The sequence below is a fragment of the Neisseria polysaccharea genome (assembly GCF_963392925.1).
In the GTDB taxonomy this organism is placed as follows: Bacteria; Pseudomonadota; Gammaproteobacteria; order Burkholderiales; family Neisseriaceae; genus Neisseria; species Neisseria polysaccharea.
In genome coordinates, this window is sequence record NZ_CAUJNZ010000003.1 from 61166 (window position 1) to 78889 (window position 17724).

The following is a 17724-nucleotide window of genomic DNA, read 5'->3' on the forward strand; positions in this document are numbered from 1 at the left end:
CCGTCTGAAAGACAGTTCAGACGGCATTTCGTTTTCCGGTGGGGAGGCAGGTTTAGAACAGCGAATCAAACGGTTCGGAAGCAGTATTTTTAAAAGTTTCAGTTTCTGCCTGAGGTACGGATTCGGTAACCGGTTCGACATCGGCCGGCGGCAGGGCGGGGATAGGATGGACGATTTGAACCGGCGGTTGTTCGGCAGCTTGGGCAACCGGCCGCTCGACAGGATCAACCCGGGTAGTTTGGACGGGTGCCTCAGCTTGGCTGTATGAGGAAGAACCCTGTATCCACGCCAGCGATTTGAGCGGCATCTTCATCTTGCCGTTTTTTCCGCAGGTCAGGCAGACGGGCGCGCCGGTACGTGCTTTAAGTACGGCATCGATTTTACCGGATGCGATGGTTTTACCCTGTGTTTTTGCCCATTGTACAATACTTTTTTTCAGAGAGGCGATGTCAAGGTTGTTTTTGTCGTAAGGGTCGCGGAAGGCGGCAAGCCACAGGTTGCGATCCGCATCTTCATTGAGGCCCGCCATTTGATAGATGACGGAGGCGGGCGAGCCGGTGGCGATGGTTTTGGCAAACTCGAGCGCGTCGGGCGATTTCATGCGGACGCAGCCGTGACTCCGAACCCCGGGGACGCTGGCCGGCGCATTGGTCCCGTGTATGCCCAAACCGAGTTTCGGGTCTCCTAAGCGGACAAAAACCGGCCCCAAAGGGTTGTCCGGGCCGGCGGCTATGGTTTTTACGCCGTCGCCGCGTTCTTTCTGTATGGATTTGGGGATGTGCCAAACAGGGTTATAGGCTTTCGCCCCGATTTTATGTTCGCCTAGATTGGTTTGTGTCATCGCCCGACCTACTGCAACGGGATAAACCTTGGTCAGTTTGCCGTCGGTGTAGAGGAATAGGCGTTGCTGAGGGATGTTAATGAAGACATGTTGACCTTGTGCGACGGGGGAGACATCAGGAATGACGGTGTTTGCGTATGAAAAACCGCTTATCAATAGTGCGGCAGTGCGGCAGATTGTTTTATTCATATCAAAATATGGTGTGTGTCCGATAGGTTTTCGGCAAATCATACCTGAAACCGTACCAATTTGTGCGAAAATATGCGCTTCGGTACAGTGCGGACGGATTGGGTAATGGCAACGGAAACAAATGTCGCGGAAATTTCCGCCTTGGATTATGAAGGCAGGGGTGTGGCAAAGGTTGGCGGCAAAACGGTTTTTATTAAAGGGGCATTGCCGTCTGAAAGAGTCGGTTTTCGGATTACCAAACAGAAAAAGCAGTTTGACGAAGCGGAAACAGTAGCGATATTCAAAGTTTCGGATGAGCGTACCGTCCCGCAGTGCCGTTATTTTGAACGCTGTGGCGGTTGTTCCCTGCAACATATTTCTCCAACAGCGCAGGTGGCGTTCAAACAAAGGATGATGGAAGAGCAGCTCGAGCGTATCGGCAAGGTCAAACCGAAGCAGATATTGCCGCCGATTTACGGACATGTATGGCATTATCGGGATAGGGCGCGGTTCAGTGTGTCATTAGACAAATCATGCCGTCTGAAACTGGGGTTTCAGGCAAAGAAAACGAATGATGTGGTGGGTATTTCGTCATGTATGCTGATTCCGAAGCCGGTTTCAGACAAGCTGCCCGCCATCAGGGAGCTTTTGCAGGATTTGGCGGAAGAGGGAAGTGTTGCCCGGTTTGCCGAGTTTTATTGCGGCAGTGAAATCATCGTATTGAACATCGCGTTCAAAAGCAAACTTCGGCAGAACGAAGAGAACCGGATTCGGCAGTGGTTTGATTCGGAATTGTCGGACGGCTGGCAGGTTTGGCTGCAAATCGAAGGGGGCGTATCGCAACCGTTTTATCCCAAAACAGACAAAACATTAAAATATACATTATCTGAATTCGGCATTGAAATGCCGTTCCGGCCGGGAGATTTTACGCAAATTAATACAGATACCAACCGGCTGATGGTTTCACGCGCCGTAAAAATGCTCGACATACGTCAGGGTGAGCGAGTTGCCGACCTGTTTTGCGGTTTGGGCAATTTCAGTCTGCCCATAGCCAAGAGCGGGGCGGATGTGGTCGGCATCGAAGGCGCGGAAAACCTGGTCAGGCGCGCCCAGCAAAATGCACGGTTGAACGGTTGCGACGGACAGACGGATTTTATTGCTGCCAACCTCTTTGATTGCACCGAAAAGACAGTCGCCTCTTGGGGAAGGTTTGACAAAATGCTGATAGATCCTCCCAGAAGCGGTGCGTATGAAGTCGTCAAATCGCTGCATACACCCTACCTTCCGCAAAAAATCGTTTATGTATCCTGCAACCCTTCCACTTTGGCACGGGATGCGGGCGTGTTGGTTGAAAAAGGCTATATACTCAGCGGGGCAGGGATAATGAATATGTTTGCCCAGACATCCCATACCGAGTCTGTCGCCGTATTCGATTTGTTGCCGCAAACAGGAAAATAACTTTTTGAAAATCAAAGGAAAAGAATAATTAAGGAAGGGGGTGCAAACAGATAGTGCCCGACAAATACATTTAAACGTATAAAACATAAAAGGTCATATGGCAAGGCTTGTGCAGAAGGCATATTGTCAAACGTTAAATTATGGTATGATTTGAAACTTACAAGTCTATTTCAGTAAATCGTTAATAATAAAAGCGGACAATTGCCGTTGCAGGCAGTCGGCCATCCGCTCGTTACGGTATCGGGAGTATCCTTTGGAAAACTCATTAATTATCGGTCTGGCACTGGCGGTATTGCTGGTGCTTTTGGTTATGCGTGCGAAGCAGGGTAAGAAAACACCGAAGCGCAAATCCCAAGGTGTCGGCAATACGCAGGGGCAGTCGCCCGGAAGCAATGATTCGGACTGGGTCGATCAGGTTGACCAATCGGTTTCAGACGGCACGCAGACGGGATTTTCTTGGAATGAGAGCGCCGAGACTGCATCTGCGGCAGTATCCGCGCAAGAAGTCGATCCGCTGACGGAATATCAGGTTTATAAGCAGTTCGGTTATCAGGGCAAGGCTGCCGAATCTTTGGCTGCCTATCTGGACGGCATTCCGGATGGTGAAGCGAAACCTGAAAACCTTATCCGCGAGCTGCTCGATATCAATCTCGAAGTGGGGGATGTCGATGTTTTGGCAGACAATCTGCAAAAATACGGCAAACTGATCCCTTCCGAACTTTTGGCAAAATATATCGAACAGGCATTACAGCGCGATTCAAACCATTTGCGTATCCGCGTCTTGGCGGAAGAAGGTTTGGGATGGGGCATTCAGGAGATTGAAAAACGTGCGGAAGGCGGTTCTGCGACGGCAGCTTCCGCATCGCCCCCACCGGATGCCGGCGGTAAGGCTTATGGAGCCGAAGAAATCAAGCGCATCCCGATTGTGCGGGGCAAAAAAGACGTGTCCGGAATCAGCCAAGAGGAAATCGGTGCGATTGCCGGCTTGGTCCGCGCCGATCAAGGTGCGAAAATCCTTAAAGACAAAGTCAGCTACGAAACGGCATCGAAACAATACGACCGTGCCATCCAAACTTCCGAAAAACCTGCAAACCTGATTATCGATGCGTTGAAACTCGACTATCAGCATGCGGATATAGACCGTTTTGCCGGACATTTGTGGAAACTTTACCAAACGTTGGGCAATTACGGCAGGCAGGTTAAAGAGCGGATGCTGGGTTGGGGGTACAGCCTGGGTTACCATGAAGTTTTCGATGATTTGGAAAAGGGGCCGAACGACCGGCAAATCAAAGACATCGGTATGGGGCACGGGTATCTGCCGCAAAATATACAGAAATTCAAAGCGCAACATCGGGATTTGGTGCTTCAAGATTCTTCATTGATCAACACCGGTTCGTCTCCGGCAGACGATGCGGTTAAAGAAGTAGAGTCGTTGCTGATGTATGGTCAGATTGAAGCGGCAATGGATGTGTTGGAGCAGGCGGTATTGAAATATCCCGACGAGTCCCAGCTTTATATTACGTTGATCGATATTTATGAACGTACTGAAGATTGGGATAGGTTGGGGCAGTTTTTAAGGGTATTGAGGGAACGTGCGGACAGGCTTCCTGAAGAGGTCGTTATGCTGATGAGCCGGCTGCTGCAGCGTATGAATCAAAATATAAAAAAATAAAACGGTACGGAAAATAAAAATGGAAGTTCAACTGCCGAAAATTAAAACAGTACGCGTAATGTTGGCGGGGATGACGGCGCAGCAGGAATCCGTTTTCAAAATGGCATTCAAAATGCACAATACCACCTGTTATGAAACGGTATCCCCTTCAGACGGCAGTGTCGTGCCCGATTTGGTTTTGGCGGATACCGATGCCGAGGGCGGTTTTGAACTTTGGAAAGAGCTTGCCGAGCGTTATAAGGATATACCCGTCGCCGTCTGTTCGGAGAAAGTTCCCGATTCTGAAGTTCCCTACCTGCCCAAACCGATTCGGTTTGAAACATTGTTTCCTATGCTCCGCAAGTTGTTGCAGGGCGAGAATGTTTATGGGAAATCGTTTATTGCACCCGCAGACCGGTCGGCAAAAAACAACGGGAATGTGCAGCGTACGGTTACGATACGCCGGTTTAACCCGAATAAAGGATTATTGGGGGCGTTGCGGTTTGCGGAAAAGAACAGGCGGGACATCGCTATCTTGCATGGAAATAAGCCGGTCCTTATTGTTTTCCCCTCGATACAACGGGTTTTGCTGACAGAAAGTGTGCAAAAACTCGAAGAATTGTGTAAAGACGAAAATTTGCAGGTCAGTTGCAAGACTGTTCCCGATAACCCGCAATGGCGCGAAAAGGCTAAAGTAGGCATTATGTCCTGTATGTGGCAGTTTTCCATTTGGACGGCGCAGGGCAGGTTGATTTATCCGATTTCTCCCGATACTCCGTTTACGTTGAAATCTTGGCCAAACCTGACCCGGTTGGCAAATGTGCCGGGGTCGATACGCTTGTCGGCATTTCTGACCAAGGCATCCGTCAACCTTAACGTGTTGTATAAAGTGATGCCTTTAAACCTCAATGATATTCTGAATTATCTTGCGGCAACCTATACGACCGGGTTTTTGTCGGTAGATTTAAAAACGGTTTCACAACAGGCATACTCCGATATGGCGGATAAAATAAATATCGGGGCCGATTCTGCCTCTGATAGTGAAATGGTGAAAAAAGCGGAAAAAATCACGACACCATCCCAATCCCAGCCGCGCGGTCTTCTTCAAAGGCTGATGAAAAAACTGTTGGGCAGCTAAGAGGCGGAGAGATGAGAGAAAATAAAATTATTTTCACAGGACCTGTCGGCGTAGGGAAAACCACTGCCATTGCGGCTATTTCGGACGAAGCACCCGTCCAGACCGATGCTTCCGCATCCGATATGACTTTGGATAGGAAAAGGAATACGACAGTGGCGATGGACTACGGGGTCATCAGCTTGGATGAGGATACCAAAGTCCATTTATATGGTACGCCCGGTCAGGAACGGTTCAACTTTATGTGGGAAATCTTAAGCCAAGGCAGTATGGGTTTGGTCTTGCTTTTAGATAATGCCCGAACCAACCCGTTGAAAGATTTGGAATTCTTTTTACATTCGTTTCGAGGGCTGCTGGAGAAGGCACCCGTCGTTGTCGGTATTACCAAGATGGATATACGCTCTCAGCCCGGTATCGACGTGTATCACAAATATCTTGCAAAACATAATCTTAATGTTCCGGTTTTTGAAATTGATGCCCGTAAGGAAGATGACGTAAAGCAATTGGTTAGCGCAATGTTATTTTCTATTGATCCGGGACTGGAGGTTTAATATGGAATCAACACTTTCACTACAAGCAAATTTATATCCCCGCCTGACTCCTGCCGGTGCATTTTATGCCGTATCCAGCGATACCCCCAGTGCCGGTAAAACCTTATTGCACAGCCTGTTGAAAGCGGATGCGGACGAAGTGGTCAGCAGTGAGAAGCTGCTCGCCTGGGCGGACACCGCCGACATCGATACCGCTTTGAACCTGTTGTACCGTTTGCAAAAACTCGAATTCCTTTATGGCGATGAAAACGGTCATTCAGACGGCATCAATCTGTCGGACGAGCAATTACCGCTGTTGATGGAGCAGTTGTCCGGCAGCGGTAAGGCATTATTGGTCGATCGGAATGGTCTGTATCTTGCCAATGCCAATTTCCATCATGAGGCGGCGGAAGAGTTGGGGTTGTTGGCGGCAGAAGTTGCACAGATGGAAAAGAAACACCGGCTGCTGATTAAGAACAACCTGTATATCAACAATAACGCTTGGGGCGTTTGCGACCCTTCCGGTCAGAGCGAATTGACATTTTTCCCATTGTATATCGGTTCAACCAAATTTATTTTGGTTATCGGCGGTATTCCGGACTTGAGCAAAGAGGCATTTGTTACTTTGGTCAGGATTTTATACCGCCGTTACAGCAACCGCGTGTAAAACTTGGGACAGGAGGGTTTATGCAGCAATTATTAATTTCGGTTTTGGAAGACTTGAACAACACATCTCCGGATATTGTCGCATCTGCCGTTATCTCAACCGACGGATTGCCGATGGCGACAATGCTTCCTTCACATTTGAATTCGGACAGGGTAGGGGCGATTTCTGCTACTTTGCTTGCTTTAGGCAGCCGTTCGGTGCAAGAACTCGCCTGCGGGGAATTGGAACAAGTGATGATTAAAGGAAAATCAGGCTATATCCTTTTAAGTCAGGCGGGTAAAGATGCCGTGTTGGTGCTGATGGCAAAAGAAACCGGCAAACTTGGTTTAATCCTATTGGATGCGAAACGTGCGGCAAGGCATATTGCGGAAGCCATATGACATATAAAGATTGCGGGCTTGCAGATAAAGTGCAATCGATTGTAAATTTATATTGACACGTTTGGTATTTCTGTTTTATTATTCTCGCTTATTCCCCGATAGCTCAGTCGGTAGAGCGACGGACTGTTAATCCGCAGGTCCCTGGTTCGAGCCCAGGTCGGGGAGCCAAATTCCAAAACCCTCTAAGTATTTTCTTAGAGGGTTTTATTTTTGTCAGGGAATCCGGTACGGCATTCTTTTATGGAGGGAAGTTGTTACCCAATCAAGGCGGATTTTAGAATACGCAGAGAAGCAATGCAGCACGGTTTCTGAGTATTTGTGGATAGAATATCTTGATTCTACAGTGTTGAGGCATGGTGGGAATAGGGGGAAATGGTATGCCTTAATCGGGAGGATTGCCAAAAGCCGTTTGGGTTTGCAGGGGATGGAGGGGTAACATCCATTAATGTGAAGAGTAATCCTGATATGGTTTCCGTTTTGAGGTGGGGAGAAAATTTTTTACCTGCATACCATATGAACAAGCAGCATTGGGTCGGTATCGTGTTGGATTATGGTGCGGAAACGGATGAAATATAGTGGATTAAATTTAAACCAGTACAGCGTTGCCTCGCCTTGCCGTACTATTTGTACTGTCTGCGGCTTCGTCGCCTTGTCCTGATTTAAATTTAATCCACTATATTGATGCTGTTGGATTGGAGCTATGATTTGATGGAGAAATAAAAATGCCGTCTGGACTTGACTGCACCCTATAAGTTGGGGCAGTGCAAGTTCAGACGGCATTTTATCGTGGGTCGGCAGAAATCGGAACAAGGCGGTGAAACTGCAAACTGTACGGCAATGCGGTAACCTGTTAATTTACTATATTTTTGTCCGTTCAGGCGTGGCGTTCTTTGCACATCAGTTTTGCATCCAGCCAGCCGTCGCCTCCGGGAATGATATTTTTAGAAACGAAGTTGTCCAAATCAGGTAGTAGGGAAACGGCACGTCCGCTGTTGACGATGACGACGACGACCATCGGTTTGTCGCCCAGCCAATAACCTGCAAGGGCGCGGACATTGTTGAGCGTGCCGGTTTTCAGGCGCAGCAGCCCGCCGCTTTGTTTGAAGCGGTTGCGTAAAGTTCCGTCTGTACCGGCGATGGGCAGCGTGTCGATGAAATCTTGTGCAAACGGGCTGAAATAAGCCGTTTCCAACATTTGCGCCATCATTCTCGCCGTTACCCTTTCTTTTCTGGACAGACCCGAACCGTTTTCCAAAACCAAATCCGCAACATCGATGCCCGACACGGCAAGTTCACGCCGGACGGCAGACGCTGCCTGTTCGGAAACGGCGGGTAGTTTGCCGTTGCCGCCGAGTTTGAGGAAGACGGAACGCGCAATCAGATTGTCCGAACGCTTGTTCATGTCCGTCAAAATTTCCTTCATCGGCTTTGAGTGTGCAACGGCAAGCGTCTGCGCGCCTTCCGGCGTGTCGGCTATGCCGATGCCGTCTGAAATCCGTCCGCCGCCGAGCAGCCAGTGGTTGGTAAAACTTTGCCGGATCAGTTCGTCAAGCGCGAACATCCGGACACCGACAGGCTTGCCCAAACAGCTTTCGGGAATATTGCCGCGCAATTTCAGCGTATTGTCCGAAAAAGATGCACGCATCAGTTTTTTGACCGAAGGGCAGGCAGCTTGGGAGGCGGTAATTTTCAAGTTGTTTTGGGCGAAAATATGCGGCAAAGGCGGATCGGTGAGGATGTCGGTACTGCCGGCGGCATTGCGTTCGGCGCGCACCATAACCATACCGGCAGACAGCATAGTCGGATTGGGGGGCGTCATAAACGGCGAACCGCTGTCGGCTTCAAAATGGTCAGGACTGCCGACTTCGCCCCACAGCTTGTGGTCGAGTATCAGGTGTCCCGTGATATTGCGTATGCCTTTGTCGCGCAACTGTTTTTGAACGTCAAGCAGGTTTTCCTGATTGAAAACGGGGTCGCCGCTGCCTGCCCAATACAAATCGCCATCCAGCGTGCCGTTACTCACTTTGCCGTTGCTTTTAAACTCGGTCGCCCAGCGGTAATTGCTGCCGAAGGTTTTGAAGGCGGCAAACGCGGTAACGAGTTTCATCGTGGACGCGGGATTGACGGGGACATCCGCGCGATGGTCGATGACGACCCTGCCGCTGCCGAGTTCTTGGACATATACGGCGATTTCGTTTTGCGGAATGCGGCCGGTATCGAGCGCGTGTGCGGCGAGGGAGGCGAGAAGCAGCAGCAGGGAGGCCGCTGTTTTGGGGAAATTCATAGGTGAATCTGTTACATAAAAAAAGCAATTATAAGGCAAAGCCGGATAAGTGGGAACGCCGGGGCGGCGGTCCGGCTTGTTTGCAGGGGAAATCACATATATAATAATCGTTATCATTATGAAATGATTGAGACGTACAAACTTAATATTCAGGAGGAATGATTGTGGCTAAGAAAATCAGTATTTTGGTGGGCAGCCTGCGCCGTGCTTCGTTTGCGCGCAAAGTGGCATTGAATGCGGCGGAGATGTTCCCCGAAGGCTGGCAGGCGGAAATCGTCGAAATCGGACATCTGCCGCTTTACAATTTCGATTATGACGACCCTGCGGTGGAAGATGTGCCGCTGCCCGAAAGCTACACGGCTTTCCGCGAAACGATTAAGGCTTCAGACGGCATTTTGTTCGTTACGTCCGAAAACAACCGCACTGTTCCCGCCTGTTTGAAAAATGCGGTGGACATCGGTTCTAAACCGAATGCCGATGTGGCGTGGAAACACAAACCTGCCGGCATCATCAGCCATTCCGTCGGCAAGATGGGGGGCTACAGTTCTCAAAAAAACCTGCGTCTTGCTTTGTCTTATTTCGATATGCCGCTAACAGGGCAGCCTGAGGTGTTTTTGGGCAATTCGCCGACGCTGTTTGATGAAAAAGGCAAATTGATCGACTCGGCAAGGGATTTTGTTCAGTCATATATTAATCAGTTTGTCTCTCTGGTGGAGAAACACGCAAAATAGGTTGAAAACGGTCAAAAACCGCAGAATTTCTGTTCTGCGGTTTTTTGTTGCCGCTAAATTGCAGCTAATGTTCAAGTGTTAGAATAGCCGCGGTTTGTCTGAAAGGGAAAGTTGATGCGTGTTTTGCTGGTTGAAGATGATGCGATGATTGCGGAAGCGGTGTCGGCAAATTTGAAAGACGGCGGTTATGCGGTGGATTGGGTCAAAAACGGCGCGCAGGTTGCAGCGGCGGCCGCTGCCCAGCCTTATGACCTGATGCTGCTGGATTTGGGTTTGCCGGGGCGCGATGGTTTGGATGTTTTGTCGGAAATACGCGCGGCAGGCTGTACCGTCCCCGTGCTGATCGTTACGGCGCGGGATGATTTGTACAGCCGGCTGAATGGTTTGGACGGCGGTGCGGACGACTATATCGTCAAGCCGTTCGATATGGCGGAGCTTAAGGCGCGGATGCGGGCAGTGTTGCGGCGCGGCGGCGGTCAGGGACAGGTTTGCCTGTCCAACGGCGTGATTTCGCTGAATCCGGCAACGTATCAGGCGGAAATTATTGCCGAGGGGCGGCAGGTGGCATTGAGCAACAAGGAGTTTGCAGTATTGCAGGCTTTGCTGGCGAGGCCGGGCGTGATTTTGTCGCGCTCGGATTTGGAGGACAAGGTTTACGGCTGGGGCGAGGAAGTCGAAAGCAATGCGGTAGATTTTCTGATTCACGCGCTGCGTAAGAAACTGGGTAAGGAAAGCATACAAAATGTGCGCGGTGTCGGCTGGCTGATGCCGCGTCAAGATGCCGTCTGAACAGGAACGAAGATGCCGGACCGTTTTTTTAAAATTTTAAAACATTCGCTTCAGGTCAGAATCAGCCTTGCCCTGATTTGGATGTTTGTTCCGCTGGCAATGCTTGCAGGTATGTTTTCCTACTACGAAACCTTCCACGAAACGGAAGAGTTGCAGGACGACCTGTTGCGTCAGACGGCATTGTATGTCGCCCCCGATTCCAAACCTGAAACTTTGCCCGAGGGCGACGGCGATACGCGTATTTTGGTACAGATGCCGCAGCAGGAAGACCCTGTTGTCAGCCTGCCCGCGCATCTGGCGGACGGTCTGCACACGCTTCAGGCGGACGATGACGACGATTATTACCGCGTCTATATCCGCACGACGGAGCGGGGGCGGATTGCCGTGATGCAGGAAAACGAATACCGTGAAGATTTGGCGGCGGATGCGGCACGGCAAAGCGTGTTGCCACTGCTGGCGGCACTGCCGCTGATGATACTGCTGACCGTGTGGATTACGCACAAAGCCATGCGCCCCGTCCGCAAATTGTCGCAAAGTCTCGAACAACGCCGAATCAATGACCTGTCTGCTTTGAGCGTGGACAATATTCCCAGTGAAATCAGAGGGTTCGTAACCGCCATCAACCTGCTTTTGAAACGTGCGGATGAAGACATCCGCCATCGTCAGCGGTTTGTCGCCGATGCGGCACACGAATTGCGTACGCCGATGACCGCCCTTTCCCTTCAGGCGGAACGGCTCAACAATATGTCTCTGCCACCCGATGCGGCGCGGCAGTCTGCCGTTTTGCAGCAAAGCATCAGGCGCAACAAACACCTGCTCGAGCAGCTTTTGGCACTGGCGCGTTCGCAGTCGGACGAAACCCCCTTGGCGAAAACGACATTCGGTCTGCAAAGCCGTTTCCGCCAAGTGTTGCAGGAACTGATGCCGCTGGCTTTGGAAAAACGTCAGGACATCGGCGTGGCGGTCGGAGGCGATGTCGAAGTGTCTGCCGACGAAACGGAAATCTATACGCTGATTAAAACCTTTGCCGACAACGCGGTACGTTATACGCCGCCCGAAGGCAGGATAGATTTGGGTTTCACGGACGAAGGGAAATATCTTGCCGTGTGGGTGGAAGATAACGGGAACGGTATTCCCGAATCCGAACGCGCCCGCGTCCTCGATCCGTTTTACCGTATTTTGGGAACGGAGCAGCAGGGGACGGGGCTGGGTCTGTCCATCGCCGACACGCTTGCTAAAAAATACGGCGGACATTTGGAATTGTCAGACAGCCGCCGTTTCGGACACGGGCTGCTGATACGCGCCTTGTTGGACAAGGAAACCCTGAAATAGACAGATGCCGTCTGAAGGCTTCAGACGGCATTTTTTACATCAGCACAATATCGTATTGTTCCTGCGTGTAAGCGGTTTCGACCGCCAAAGAAATCGGTTTGCCGATAAAGTCTATCAGCATTGCCAAGGATTGCGATTCTTCGTCCAAAAACAAATCGATAACGTTGGGGGCGGCGAGGATGCGGAAACTTTCGGCATCGTAACGGCGCGCTTCGCGGACGATTTCGCGCTGGATTTCGTAGCACACGGTTTGCGGCGTTTTCAGACGGCCTCTGCCTTGGCAGGAAGGGCAGGGTTCGCAGAGGACTTGGTTTAAGTTTTCGCGCGAACGTTTGCGCGTCAGCTCGACCAGCCCCAAATGGGTAAAGCCATGCAGGGTGATGCGTGTGCGGTCGAAGGCGAGGGCTTTGGCAAGCTCCTGCAACACGGCTTCGCGGTGGCTTTCCTGAGCCATATCGATGAAGTCGATGATGATGATGCCGCCGAGGTTGCGCAGCCTCAATTCGCGGGCGATGGTGTGGCAGGCTTCTAAGTTGGTGCGGAAGATGGTTTCGTCGAAGTTGCGTGCACCGACGAAGCCGCCGGTGTTTACATCTATCGTGGTCATCGCTTCGGTGGACTCGATAATCAGGTAGCTGCCGAAGTTGAGGTTGACGCGCGGTTGCAGGGCGCGGCCGATTTCCTGTTCGACGTTGTGGGTTTCAAACAGCGGGCGTTCGCCTTTGAACAGCTCTATCCTGCCCAATGCGCCGTGGACGTATTGTTCGGCAAAACGCGTCATGCGCCCGTGGTTTACGGTGGAATCGACGAGGATTTTTTGCGTGTCGCAGCCGACCATATCGCGCAACACACGCAGGCTTAAAGGCAAGTCCTGATAAAGCAGGGTTTCCGGCGGTTGGATTTTTGCCTGTTCTTGGATGTGTTCCCACACTTTGGTCAGGTAGTCGATGTCGGATTGTAGCTGTTCGTCGGTGGCGTTTTCGGCGTTGGTGCGGATGATGTAGCCGTGGCATGCCTTTTCGGGCAGGAGCTTGTTGAGACGCTCGCGCAGGTTGCTTCGTTCCGTATCGTCTTCGATACGCTGGGATACGCCGATATGTTCTTCCTGCGGGAGGTGGACGAGGAAACGCCCCGCCAGCGAGATTTGTGTGGAAAGCCGCGCGCCTTTGGTGTTGATGGGGTCTTTGATGACCTGCACCAAAACCGACTGCCCTTCAAACAGCATATGTTCGATGCGCTGGGTTTCTTCGGGGTTGCGGCGTTGTTCGAGGACATCGACGATGTGTAAAAACGCCGCGCGTTCCAAGCCGATGTCGATAAACGCGCTCTGCATCCCGGGCAGTACGCGGCGCACCACGCCCAGATAGATATTGCCGACCAGGCTGTGCCCGCTGTTGCGCTCGATGTGCAGCTCGCAGATATTGTTTTCCTCCAATACTGCTACGCGTGTTTCCTGCGGCGTGATGTTGACCAATATCGTTTCGGGCGGGCGCGCGATGTCTTTGGGGATGGGGAGTCCTGACAACATGGTTTTTCCTGAAAATGTAATAAAAATATTTTTGCACCCGTTCCGCCGCGCAGCGCGGGTGCAAAAATATTTTTCACAATGTCTATCATACTTTAAAAAAGAAACTTTGACACACTCCGCACATGCCGTCTGAACGTGCATCTGTTCCGCACTTGCCAAACGGAGCGATTGCCCCTATATTGATTATCATTGCAAAACTTTCGGAAACCCAATATGCAGACCGTTACCATGTACACAGGTCCGTTTTGCCCCTACTGCACGATGGTGAAAAGGCTGCTGCACGCGGCAGGTGTCGGACATATCGACGAAATCCGTGTCGATGCAAGCCCCGAAGCCTTTGCCGAAATGCAGCAGCTTTCGGGACAGCGCAGCGTGCCGCAGATTTTCATCGGCGAAACGCATGTCGGCGGATTTACCGACCTCTACCGCCTCCAGCAGGAAGGCGGGTTGGACGGACTGCTGAACCCTTAACCCCCAACTAGGAAAACAAAATGAGCGAAGAACTGCAACCCGTATTCAGCATCGAGCGACTGTATGTCAAAGACTTGTCTTTGGAAGTGCCTCACGCGCCGCAAATCTTTTTGGAACAGGGCGAGCCCGAAGTGGATATGCGCGTTTCCACCGGCAGCCAAAAGCTGGAAGACGGCTACTACAACGTGGACGTTACCGTAACCGTTACCGCCAAGCTGGATAACGAGCGCACGATGTTTTTGAACGAAGTAACCCAAAGCGGTATTTTCCGTCTGGAAAACATCCCCGAAGAAGATGCCGACCTGCTGCTCGGCGTGGCGTGTCCGAACATCCTCTTCCCTTACGCGCGCGAAGCGGTTTCCGGTACGGTAACGCGCGCCGGCTTCCCGCCCGTCCTGCTTGCGCCGATTAATTTTGAGGCGATTTACCAACAACAGCAGGAAGCCGAAGCCGCCGGGGCTTGATTCCTGCCTGCCGATGCCGTCTGAATCCGTTTCAGACGGCATTTTTGTTTTCGGATAAAATAGGCGCGTCCAAAGGAATCTGCCTATGATGTCGCCCGAAACCCGAAAACAGCTCAAAATTACCGATGTTTCCGCCAAGAAGCTCGACAAACTCAACCTTCATACCGCGTGGGATTTGGTTTTGCATCTGCCGCTGCGTTACGAGGACGAGACGCACATTATGCCGATTAAGGACGCGCCGATCGGCGTGCCGTGCCAGGTCGAGGGCGAGGTTATCCATCAGGAAGTAACTTTTAAGCCGCGCAAGCAGCTGATTGTCCAAATCGCCGACGGTTCCGGCGGCGTCCTTTTCCTGCGCTTCATCCACTTTTACGCCAGCCATCAGAAACAGATGGCGGTCGGTAAGCGCATCCGCGCCGTGGGCGAAATCAAACATGGGTTTTACGGCGACGAAATGATTCATCCCAAAATCCGCGATGCTGAGAGCAGCGGTTTGGCAGAAAGCCTCACGCCGATTTATCCGACCGTAAACGGTTTAAATCAGCCCACTTTGCGCCGCATTATTCAGACGGCCTTGGACGTTACGCCGTTGCACGACACGCTGCCCGATGCCCTGCTGTGCCGTCTGAAGCTGCCGCACCTTGCCGAAAGCCTGCGCCTTTTGCATTCTCCGCCGCCGAGTTTCACTATTCATCAACTTTCAGACGGCACGCTGCCTGCATGGCAACGGCTCAAATTTGACGAACTTTTGGCACAACAGCTTTCCATGCGCTTGGCGCGGCAGAAGCGTGTCAGCGGCACGGCAGCGGCATTGGGCGGCGACGGCACATTGACCCAAGCCCTGCGCCACGCCTTACCGTTTGCCCTGACCGATGCGCAAGAAAGGGTCGTGTCCGAAATCCGCCGCGATATGGCGCAAACCTACCCGATGCACCGCCTGCTGCAGGGCGATGTCGGCAGCGGCAAAACCATTGTGGCTGCTTTGTCTGCTTTGACGGCTATCGAATCCGGTGCGCAGGTGGCTGTAATGGCGCCCACTGAAATCCTTGCCGAACAACATTTTATTAAATTTAAACAATGGCTCGAACCTTTGGGCATTGAAGTTGTCCGCCTTTTTGGCAGTTTGCGTAAAAAAGCCAAAGACGAAGCCAAAGCCAAACTCGCCGACGGCAGCGTCAAAATCGCCGTCGGCACGCACGCCCTGTTTTCAGACGGCGTGGCGTTTCACAATTTGGGCTTGAGCATTGTGGACGAACAACACCGCTTCGGCGTCGCCCAACGCCTCGCCCTCAAAAACAAAGGGCGCGACGTCCACCAGCTGATGATGTCCGCCACGCCCATCCCGCGCACGCTTGCCATGAGTTTCTTCGCCGACTTGGACGTGTCTGTTATCGACCAGTTGCCGCCCGGACGTACTCCGATTAAAACCCGCCTCGTCAACAACGTCCGGCGCGCCGAAGTTGAAGGCTTCGTCCTCAACATCTGCCGCAAGGGGCAGCAGGCATACTGGGTCTGCCCGCTGATTGAAGAAAGCGAAACCCTGCAACTGCAAACCGCCGCCGAAACCCTCGCCCGGCTTCAGACGGCATTGCCCGAACTCAACATCGGCTTGGTACACGGGCGTATGAAAGCCGCCGAAAAAGCCGAAGTTATGGCGGAATTTGCCGCAGGCCGTCTGAACGTCTTGGTTGCCACCACCGTCATCGAAGTCGGCGTAGATGTGCCCAATGCCGCCATGATGGTGATCGAACACGCCGAGCGCATGGGCTTGGCGCAGCTACACCAATTACGCGGACGGGTAGGGCGCGGCGCGGCGGAAAGCGTGTGCGTCCTCCTGTTTGCCGAACCCTTGGGCGAACTCGCCAAAGCGCGGTTGAAAGTCATCTACGAACACACCGACGGCTTTGAAATCGCCCGCCAAGACCTCAACATCCGCGGTCCCGGCGAATTTCTCGGCGCGCGCCAAAGCGGCGTGCCTATGCTGCGCTTCGCCAAGCTCGAAGAAGACCTGCACCTCTTGGAACAAGCGCGCGAAATCGCACCCATGTTAATCGAACAAAACCCCGAAATCGTCGAGGCGCATTTGGCAAGATGGCTTTCCGGCAGGGAAGGTTATTTGGGCGTGTGAGCGAAATGCCGTCTGAAACGCTTGCGGAGTTCGGCGGCATCAAAAAACCGCAGGCACGATGCCTGCGGTTTGCTGTTTGCGTTTCAGGGGAGCAGGGGAATGCCGCCCAAGCCGTGTGTTTCCTCCAGTCCGAACATAATGTTCATATTTTGGACTGCCTGACCCGCCGCACCTTTGACGAGGTTGTCGATGACGGAAAGGACGACCCACACGTCGGATTGCGCCGCCTGTTGGATGCTGATGCGGCAGATGTTGCTTCCGCGCACGCTGCGGGTTTCGGGTGTCGAACCGGCAGGCAGGATGTCCACGAACGGGCTGTCGCGGTAATAGTCGCGCAAAACGGTTTCGGGGTCGGTGCCGTCTGAAAGGTGGAGGTAAACGGTGGCGTGCATACCGCGTATCATCGGCGCGAGGTGCGGCGTGAACACGAATCCTTCGGCGATGCCGTCCTGAAGCCCGGCGATGGTCTGTCTGATTTCGGGCAGGTGGCGGTGTCCGGTTATGCCGTAGGCTTTGAAGTTGTCGCCGGCTTCGCACAAAAGCGAACCGACATTGCCTTTCCTGCCCGCGCCGGATACGCCGGATTTGCAGTCGGCAATCAGCGGCATACCGGGCTTCAGACGGCATTGCCGCAACAGCGGCACGAGCGGTAGGGATACGCAGGTCGGGTAGCAGCCGGGGTTGGCGACGAGGCGCGCCTGTGCGACGGCTTCGCGGTTGAGTTCGCTCAATCCGTACACGGCTTGGGAAACGAGGCCGGGGGCGGAGTGGGTCATGCCGTACCAGTGTTCCCAGGTCGGAATGTCCCGTATGCGGAAGTCGGCGGAAAGGTCGATGACGCGCACGCCCTGTTCAATCAGGCGCGGCGCGTCTTTCATGGCGATGCCGTTGGGCGTGGCGAAGAAGACGATGTCGCATTGTTCCAAACCTGCCTCGTCGGGCGTTTGGAAGACGAGGCCGTATACGCCGCGCAGACTTGGAAAGTAATCGGCAACTGCGACTCCCGCTTCGCTGCGGCTGGTTACGGCGGCAACTTCGACATCGGGATGGGCGGCAAGCAGGCGCAGCAGTTCCACGCCCGTGTAGCCCGTCGCGCCGACAATGCCGGCTTTGATTTTTTTGCTCATGGTTTTTCCTTTGTGTGGTTGGCGGGTATGCCGTCCGAAC

At 52.6% G+C, this 17724-nt stretch carries 16 protein-coding genes, 1 tRNA gene and 1 pseudogene; 13 read left to right on the forward strand and 5 right to left on the reverse strand.

The window, feature by feature from the left end; translation table 11 throughout:
* Nucleotides 1-52: 52 nt before the first annotated feature.
* Nucleotides 53-1072: a L,D-transpeptidase gene (locus RDY34_RS02820; RefSeq protein WP_308073528.1), complete on the reverse strand. Its 1020-nt coding sequence runs from the start codon at nt 1070-1072 to the stop codon at nt 53-55.
* Nucleotides 1073-1135: 63 nt separating this feature from the next.
* Between RDY34_RS02820 and rlmD the strand changes: the two genes are divergently transcribed.
* The 7 genes from rlmD to RDY34_RS02855 all read left to right on the forward strand — a co-directional run bounded on the left by rlmD (nt 1136) and on the right by RDY34_RS02855 (nt 6998).
* Complete coding sequence (rlmD, locus tag RDY34_RS02825) at nt 1136-2467, forward strand: 23S rRNA (uracil(1939)-C(5))-methyltransferase RlmD (RefSeq protein ID WP_308074391.1); 1332 nt, start codon at nt 1136-1138, stop codon at nt 2465-2467.
* 253 nt (nt 2468-2720) lie between these two features.
* A complete protein-coding gene (locus tag RDY34_RS02830) occupies nt 2721-4139 on the forward strand; it encodes a tetratricopeptide repeat protein (protein ID WP_304670674.1) in 1419 nt (472 codons plus the stop codon).
* A gap of 19 nt (nt 4140-4158) precedes the next feature.
* Nucleotides 4159-5256 carry a response regulator gene (locus RDY34_RS02835; protein WP_115437600.1) on the forward strand — a complete coding sequence of 366 codons (1098 nt, stop codon included), beginning with the start codon at nt 4159-4161 and terminating at the stop codon, nt 5254-5256.
* 11 nt (nt 5257-5267) lie between these two features.
* The gene (locus RDY34_RS02840; protein WP_003710372.1) at nt 5268-5804 is read left to right on the forward strand and encodes a GTP-binding protein; all 537 of its coding nucleotides are present in this window, start codon (nt 5268-5270) and stop codon (nt 5802-5804) included.
* 1 nt (nt 5805) lies between these two features.
* The gene (locus RDY34_RS02845; RefSeq protein WP_003710371.1) at nt 5806-6450 is read left to right on the forward strand and encodes a hypothetical protein; all 645 of its coding nucleotides are present in this window, start codon (nt 5806-5808) and stop codon (nt 6448-6450) included.
* Between the two features lie 20 nt (nt 6451-6470).
* Nucleotides 6471-6830 carry a roadblock/LC7 domain-containing protein gene (locus RDY34_RS02850; RefSeq protein WP_003710368.1) on the forward strand — a complete coding sequence of 120 codons (360 nt, stop codon included), beginning with the start codon at nt 6471-6473 and terminating at the stop codon, nt 6828-6830.
* 92 nt (nt 6831-6922) lie between these two features.
* Nucleotides 6923-6998: transfer RNA gene (locus RDY34_RS02855), tRNA-Asn, on the forward strand.
* Nucleotides 6999-7394: 396 nt separating this feature from the next.
* Here the strand turns inward: RDY34_RS02855 and RDY34_RS02860 are convergent.
* Together RDY34_RS02860 and dacB are read right to left on the reverse strand one after the other, a co-directional pair.
* Nucleotides 7395-7511: pseudogene (locus tag RDY34_RS02860) on the reverse strand (IS5/IS1182 family transposase); the annotation flags it as partial.
* 193 nt (nt 7512-7704) lie between these two features.
* The gene (dacB, locus tag RDY34_RS02865) at nt 7705-9114 is read right to left on the reverse strand and encodes a D-alanyl-D-alanine carboxypeptidase/D-alanyl-D-alanine endopeptidase (protein ID WP_003754264.1); all 1410 of its coding nucleotides are present in this window, start codon (nt 9112-9114) and stop codon (nt 7705-7707) included.
* A gap of 158 nt (nt 9115-9272) precedes the next feature.
* Between dacB and RDY34_RS02870 the strand changes: the two genes are divergently transcribed.
* From RDY34_RS02870 to RDY34_RS02880, 3 genes are all read left to right on the forward strand, one after another.
* On the forward strand, nt 9273-9845 hold the full coding sequence (locus RDY34_RS02870; RefSeq protein WP_003754265.1) for an NADPH-dependent FMN reductase: 573 nt from the start codon (nt 9273-9275) through the stop codon (nt 9843-9845).
* A gap of 114 nt (nt 9846-9959) precedes the next feature.
* A complete protein-coding gene (locus tag RDY34_RS02875; RefSeq protein WP_003754266.1) occupies nt 9960-10634 on the forward strand; it encodes a response regulator transcription factor in 675 nt (224 codons plus the stop codon).
* A gap of 81 nt (nt 10635-10715) precedes the next feature.
* The gene (locus RDY34_RS02880) at nt 10716-11966 is read left to right on the forward strand and encodes a sensor histidine kinase (protein WP_308073547.1); all 1251 of its coding nucleotides are present in this window, start codon (nt 10716-10718) and stop codon (nt 11964-11966) included.
* Nucleotides 11967-12000: 34 nt separating this feature from the next.
* Here RDY34_RS02880 and rng read toward each other — a convergent pair whose 3' ends face one another.
* A complete protein-coding gene (gene rng, locus RDY34_RS02885; RefSeq protein WP_301673418.1) occupies nt 12001-13494 on the reverse strand; it encodes a ribonuclease G in 1494 nt (497 codons plus the stop codon).
* Nucleotides 13495-13707: 213 nt separating this feature from the next.
* Between rng and grxC the strand changes: the two genes are divergently transcribed.
* The 3 genes from grxC (at nt 13708) to recG (ending at nt 16557) form a co-directional block, all read left to right on the forward strand.
* The gene (gene grxC / locus RDY34_RS02890; RefSeq protein ID WP_308074390.1) at nt 13708-13965 is read left to right on the forward strand and encodes a glutaredoxin 3; all 258 of its coding nucleotides are present in this window, start codon (nt 13708-13710) and stop codon (nt 13963-13965) included.
* Between the two features lie 20 nt (nt 13966-13985).
* A complete protein-coding gene (gene secB, locus RDY34_RS02895) occupies nt 13986-14429 on the forward strand; it encodes a protein-export chaperone SecB (protein WP_002226664.1) in 444 nt (147 codons plus the stop codon).
* Nucleotides 14430-14514: 85 nt separating this feature from the next.
* Complete coding sequence (recG, locus tag RDY34_RS02900; protein ID WP_308073524.1) at nt 14515-16557, forward strand: ATP-dependent DNA helicase RecG; 2043 nt, start codon at nt 14515-14517, stop codon at nt 16555-16557.
* A gap of 83 nt (nt 16558-16640) precedes the next feature.
* On the opposite strand, the gene argC is transcribed toward recG, so the two are convergent.
* Entirely contained in the window at nt 16641-17684 is a 1044-nt protein-coding gene (gene argC / locus RDY34_RS02905; protein ID WP_308074389.1) for an N-acetyl-gamma-glutamyl-phosphate reductase, read from the reverse strand.
* Nucleotides 17685-17724 lie beyond the last annotated feature (40 nt).

Bases quoted from the DNA above. Each gene is read 5' to 3' on its own strand.
- secB (WP_002226664.1), top strand. From the start codon at position 13,986: ATGAGCGAAGAACTGCAACCCGTATTCAGCATCGAGCGACTGTATGTC.
- RDY34_RS02880 (WP_308073547.1), top strand. From the start codon at position 10,716: ATGTTTGTTCCGCTGGCAATGCTTGCAGGTATGTTTTCCTACTACGAA.
- RDY34_RS02870 (WP_003754265.1), top strand. From the start codon at position 9,273: ATGATTGTGGCTAAGAAAATCAGTATTTTGGTGGGCAGCCTGCGCCGT.
- RDY34_RS02820 (WP_308073528.1), bottom strand. From the start codon at position 1,072: ATGATTTGCCGAAAACCTATCGGACACACACCATATTTTGATATGAAT.
- grxC (WP_308074390.1), top strand. From the start codon at position 13,708: ATGCAGACCGTTACCATGTACACAGGTCCGTTTTGCCCCTACTGCACG.
- RDY34_RS02840 (WP_003710372.1), top strand. From the start codon at position 5,268: ATGAGAGAAAATAAAATTATTTTCACAGGACCTGTCGGCGTAGGGAAA.
- rng (WP_301673418.1), bottom strand. From the start codon at position 13,494: ATGTTGTCAGGACTCCCCATCCCCAAAGACATCGCGCGCCCGCCCGAA.
- dacB (WP_003754264.1), bottom strand. From the start codon at position 9,114: ATGAATTTCCCCAAAACAGCGGCCTCCCTGCTGCTGCTTCTCGCCTCC.
- RDY34_RS02875 (WP_003754266.1), top strand. From the start codon at position 9,960: ATGCGTGTTTTGCTGGTTGAAGATGATGCGATGATTGCGGAAGCGGTG.
- argC (WP_308074389.1), bottom strand. From the start codon at position 17,684: ATGAGCAAAAAAATCAAAGCCGGCATTGTCGGCGCGACGGGCTACACG.
- RDY34_RS02850 (WP_003710368.1), top strand. From the start codon at position 6,471: ATGCAGCAATTATTAATTTCGGTTTTGGAAGACTTGAACAACACATCT.
- RDY34_RS02835 (WP_115437600.1), top strand. From the start codon at position 4,159: ATGGAAGTTCAACTGCCGAAAATTAAAACAGTACGCGTAATGTTGGCG.
- rlmD (WP_308074391.1), top strand. From the start codon at position 1,136: ATGGCAACGGAAACAAATGTCGCGGAAATTTCCGCCTTGGATTATGAA.
- RDY34_RS02845 (WP_003710371.1), top strand. From the start codon at position 5,806: ATGGAATCAACACTTTCACTACAAGCAAATTTATATCCCCGCCTGACT.
- recG (WP_308073524.1), top strand. From the start codon at position 14,515: ATGATGTCGCCCGAAACCCGAAAACAGCTCAAAATTACCGATGTTTCC.